Source organism: Mesorhizobium sp. M7A.F.Ca.CA.002.04.1.1 (assembly GCF_004022805.1).
In the GTDB taxonomy this organism is placed as follows: domain Bacteria; phylum Pseudomonadota; class Alphaproteobacteria; order Rhizobiales; family Rhizobiaceae; genus Mesorhizobium; species Mesorhizobium ciceri.
On sequence record NZ_RZPL01000501.1, the window covers coordinates 1 to 4392 of the forward strand.

The window sequence follows — 4392 nt, forward strand, 5'->3', positions numbered from 1 at the left end:
GGCGAGGATTCGGTCAACAAGTCGAAGAACGAGACGCATGAGCGCATCCTGTTCTCGGAAAAGTTCGCTTGCCCGGTCTCCGGCTTCACCATTCCGGAAATCGAACCGCGGCTGTTTTCGTTCAACAATCCGTTCGGCGCCTGCCCGACTTGCGACGGTCTCGGCAGCCAGCGCGCCATCGACGGCAATCTGATCGTGCCGGATGAAAACATCTCGCTGCGCGACGGCGCCGTCAGCCCGTGGGCGAAGTCGACCTCGCCCTATTACGCGCAGACGCTGGAGGCATTGGGCAAGGCCTATGGCTTCAAGCTCGGCGACAAGTTCAAGGATTTGTCCGAAGAGGCCAAGGAAGCCGTCCTGCGCGGCACCGGCGAGCGCGAGATCACCTTCCAGTATGATGACGGCCTGCGCTCCTACAAGACGACGAAGACTTTCGAAGGCGTCATCCCCAATCTCGAGCGGCGCTGGAAAGAGACCGAATCCGCCTGGATGCGCGAGGAGATCGAGCGCTTCATGTCGGCCACACCCTGCCCGGTCTGCAAGGGCTATCGGCTGAAGCCCGAGTCGCTGGCGGTGAAGATCGCCGGCAGGCACATCGGCGAAGTCACCGAGCTTTCCATCCGCAAGGCCGACCAGTGGTTCACCGACCTGCCCGCGTCGCTCAACGACAAGCAGAACGAAATCGCGGTGCGTGTGCTCAAGGAAATCCGTGAACGGCTGCGCTTCCTCAACGATGTCGGGCTCGACTATCTGACGCTGTCGCGCAATTCCGGCACGCTGTCGGGCGGCGAGAGCCAGCGCATCCGGCTGGCATCGCAGATCGGCTCCGGCCTGACCGGCGTGCTCTATGTGCTGGACGAGCCGTCGATCGGCCTGCACCAGCGCGACAATGCGCGCCTGCTCGATACGCTGAAGCACCTGCGCGACATCGGCAACACGGTGATCGTCGTCGAGCATGACGAGGACGCCATCCTGCATGCCGACTATGTCGTCGACATGGGCCCGGCCGCCGGCATCCATGGCGGCGAGATCATCGCCCAGGGCACGCCGCAGCAGGTCATGGCCAATCCCAATTCGATCACCGGCAAATATCTGTCGGGCGCGCTCGAAGTGGCGACGCCCGGCGTGCGGCGTGAAGCGAAGAAGAACCGCCGCATCAAGATCGTCGGCGCGCGCGGCAACAATCTGAAGAACGTCACCGCCGAAATCCCACTCGGCACCTTCACCGCCGTCACTGGCGTGTCCGGCGGCGGCAAGTCGACCTTCCTGATCGAGACGCTGTTCAAGGCCGCTTCGAGACGCATCATGGGCTCGCGCGAACATCCGGCCGACCACGACCGCATCGAGGGCCTCGAATTCCTCGACAAGGTCATCGACATCGACCAGTCGCCGATCGGCCGCACACCGCGTTCAAACCCGGCCACCTATACCGGCGCCTTCACGCCGATCCGCGACTGGTTCGCTGGCCTGCCGGAGGCCAAGGCGCGCGGCTATCAGCCGGGACGCTTTTCGTTCAACGTCAAGGGCGGCCGCTGCGAGGCCTGCCAGGGCGACGGCGTCATCAAGATCGAGATGCACTTCCTGCCCGACGTCTACGTCACCTGCGACGTCTGTCACGGCAAGCGCTATAACAGAGAGACGCTCGATGTCCTGTTCAAGGGCAAGTCGATCGCCGACGTGCTCGACATGACGGTCGAGGAAGGCGTCGATTTCTTCGCCGCCGTGCCCGGCGTGCGCGACAAGCTCGACACGCTGAAGCAGGTCGGCCTCGGCTACATCCATATCGGCCAGCAGGCGACAACGCTGTCCGGCGGCGAGGCGCAGCGCATCAAGCTGGCCAAGGAACTGTCGCGCAAGGCGACCGGCAAGACGCTCTATATCCTGGATGAGCCGACCACTGGCCTGCATTTCCACGACGTTGCCAAACTGCTGGAAGTGCTGCACGAACTGGTAGACCAGGGCAACACGGTGGTGGTCATCGAGCACAATCTCGAAGTGATAAAAACCGCGGACTGGGTGCTCGACCTCGGCCCCGAAGGCGGCGATGGCGGCGGCGAACTGGTCGCCTCCGGCACGCCGGAAGCCATCGTGCGCGAAAAGCGCAGCTACACCGGCCAGTTCCTCAAGGAGCTTCTGGAGCGACGTCCCGGAGGCAAACGCGAAGCGGCGGAGTGATCGACCGGTTGGCGCCTGGAGAGCTTTTGAATGACAATCAGAAGAGCGCTTGCCGGTGATCTCCAAACCGTCGTCTCGCTGACGGAAGCGGCTTATGCGCCTTACATCGCACTGTTCGGCGCGCCGCCGGTCCCGGTCACCGAGGACTATGCACCGCGCATCGTGCGCGGCGAGGTCTGGTTGCTGGAAAGTGGCGGCGAGCTTGCCGGGCTGATCACGCTGGAGCGACATGACGACCACGCGATGATCTTCTCCGTCGCGGTCTCCCCCGACTTTCAAGGCAAGGGCTTCGGCATTGCGCTGCTGAAACACGCGGATGAGCAGACCCATCTCTGGGGTCTGCCAGAAGTGCGGCTCTACACCAACGCCAGGATGGAGCGGAACATTGCGCTCTATCTTGCCTATGGTTTCCACGAAACGGGTCGCCGGCCCAATCCCTACCGGCCAGGATGGGTGCTCGTCGACATGGCCAAAACCGTCGATCAGATCACCGCGGCCTGATCTTTTTCTGCATTGGGAGGATGACAATGAGCACATCGGGAACAATCCGCGCCGGCATGGGCGGCTGGACCTTCGAACCCTGGGATACGTCCTTCTATCCCGACAAGCTTCCCAAGGCCAAGCAGTTGAACTACGCCACTCGCCAGGTGCCGAGCATCGAGGTCAACGGCACTTACTATTCCAGCTTCAAGGAGCCGACCTTCGTCAAATGGGCCAGCGAGGCGCCGGACGGCTTTGTCTATTCGCTGAAGGGCAACCGCTTCGTCACCAACCGGCGCGTGCTGGGCGAGGCCGGCGAATCGATGATGCGCCTTCTTGGCTCCGGCGTGGCGGCGCTCGGCGAAAAGCTCGGGCCGATCCTGTGGCAGTTCGCACCGACCAAGAAATTCGATCCGGACGATTTCGAAGCCTTCCTGAAGCTGCTCCCGGAAAAGCAGGACGGCGTTGCGCTGCGCCATGCGCTCGAAGTCCGCAACGACAGTTTTGTCGTGCCGGAATTCGCAGCACTTGCCCGAAAATACAAGGCCGCGATCGTCTACGCCGACCATGCCAAATATCCTGATATCGCCGACATCACCGCCGATTTCGTCTACGCCCGACTGCAGACCGGCAGCGATGACAATCCCGACTGCTATACGCCGAAAGGCCTCGATGAATGGGCCGCGCGGGTAAAGACCTGGGCGCAAGGCAAGCAGCCGGCCGACCTGCGGCGCGCCGACCCCGCCACCGATGCGCCGGTCAAGCCGCGCGACGTGTTCGTTTACTTCATCACCGAGGGCAAGGTGCGCGCGCCGTTCGGCGCCATGGCACTGATGAAGCGAGTGGACCAGGGTCAACCGGTGCCCTGACGCAGCGGAATCATGGCATCTTCGCCACCGTCGTAACCTTATCGATACCTCCTTGCTGCATGAATCCAGCCAGACCAGTCGCAGATCTGGGCCGCCACGGGCAAGGACGAGGGGCATGTCGCTCGACTACACTTCACTTCTCCTGGCTGTCGGTTTTTCCGCGGCCTGCCTGAGCCTGACATTGTTCGGCATGTGGCTGACCGCTCGCTCGGAGAAATTCCTGCTGACATGGGCGATCAGCCTGGTGTTCGTGGTCGGCGATATTTTTGTCTATGACGCTTATATCGACATGCCCGGGCGCCTGCTGGGCATCGCCACGCTGGCTTTCCTCCTGCTCGGTTTCTCGACAATGCTGGGCGCGGCCTACCAGTTTAGAACCGGCGGCTCGCCAGTGCCCCGAACTGTACTTGGCAGCGCCATTTCGCTGGCCGTGACGTTGCCTCCCATGGCTCTAGGCTATGACGGGCTGGGCTTCATGTTCGAAAATGCCTTCGCCGCCTTGCTTCTGTTCGCAACGGCGGTCGAATACTGGAAGGGCCGCGACGAAGCCCCTGCCCTGACGATCGGTATCACCGCGCTCTATTCTGCCACGGCCGCATCCTTCGCTCTCTGCGCCATGGTTTTAGCCTTGGATGGAAAGCTGGTCCTTGGACATGCGCCAAGCAACTGGGCCGAGGAACTGAGCCTCATCATCGTCATCGCCAGCATGACCGGGATTGGAGCGCTTTCCCTGGCCCTGAATCAGGGACGCTTGGCCCGGCATCACCGCCACAATGCCCTGACCGACCCGCTGACCGGCCTGCTCAACCGCCGCGCCCTGTTCGACCTGCACGGCGATGCGCCGGTCGGCGCCTTCACGGCGGTGGTC

4 protein-coding genes are annotated in these 4392 nt (G+C 62.8%); all 4 read left to right on the forward strand.

Going from position 1 to position 4392, the window contains the following annotated elements:
• Nucleotides 1-2175, forward strand: a 2175-nt coding sequence (uvrA, locus tag ENZ75_RS22720) for an excinuclease ABC subunit UvrA (RefSeq protein WP_128278330.1), incomplete at its 5' end; no start/stop codon positions are given.
• Between the two features lie 30 nt (nucleotides 2176-2205).
• Complete coding sequence (locus ENZ75_RS22725; RefSeq protein ID WP_063167931.1) at nucleotides 2206-2676, forward strand: GNAT family N-acetyltransferase; 471 nt, start codon at nucleotides 2206-2208, stop codon at nucleotides 2674-2676.
• Nucleotides 2677-2702: 26 nt separating this feature from the next.
• The gene (locus ENZ75_RS22730; protein ID WP_128278331.1) at nucleotides 2703-3524 is read left to right on the forward strand and encodes a DUF72 domain-containing protein; all 822 of its coding nucleotides are present in this window, start codon (nucleotides 2703-2705) and stop codon (nucleotides 3522-3524) included.
• A 115-nt stretch (nucleotides 3525-3639) separates the two neighbouring features.
• A partial coding sequence (locus ENZ75_RS22735; protein WP_164887939.1) for a GGDEF domain-containing protein occupies nucleotides 3640-4392 on the forward strand: 753 nt, incomplete at its 3' end.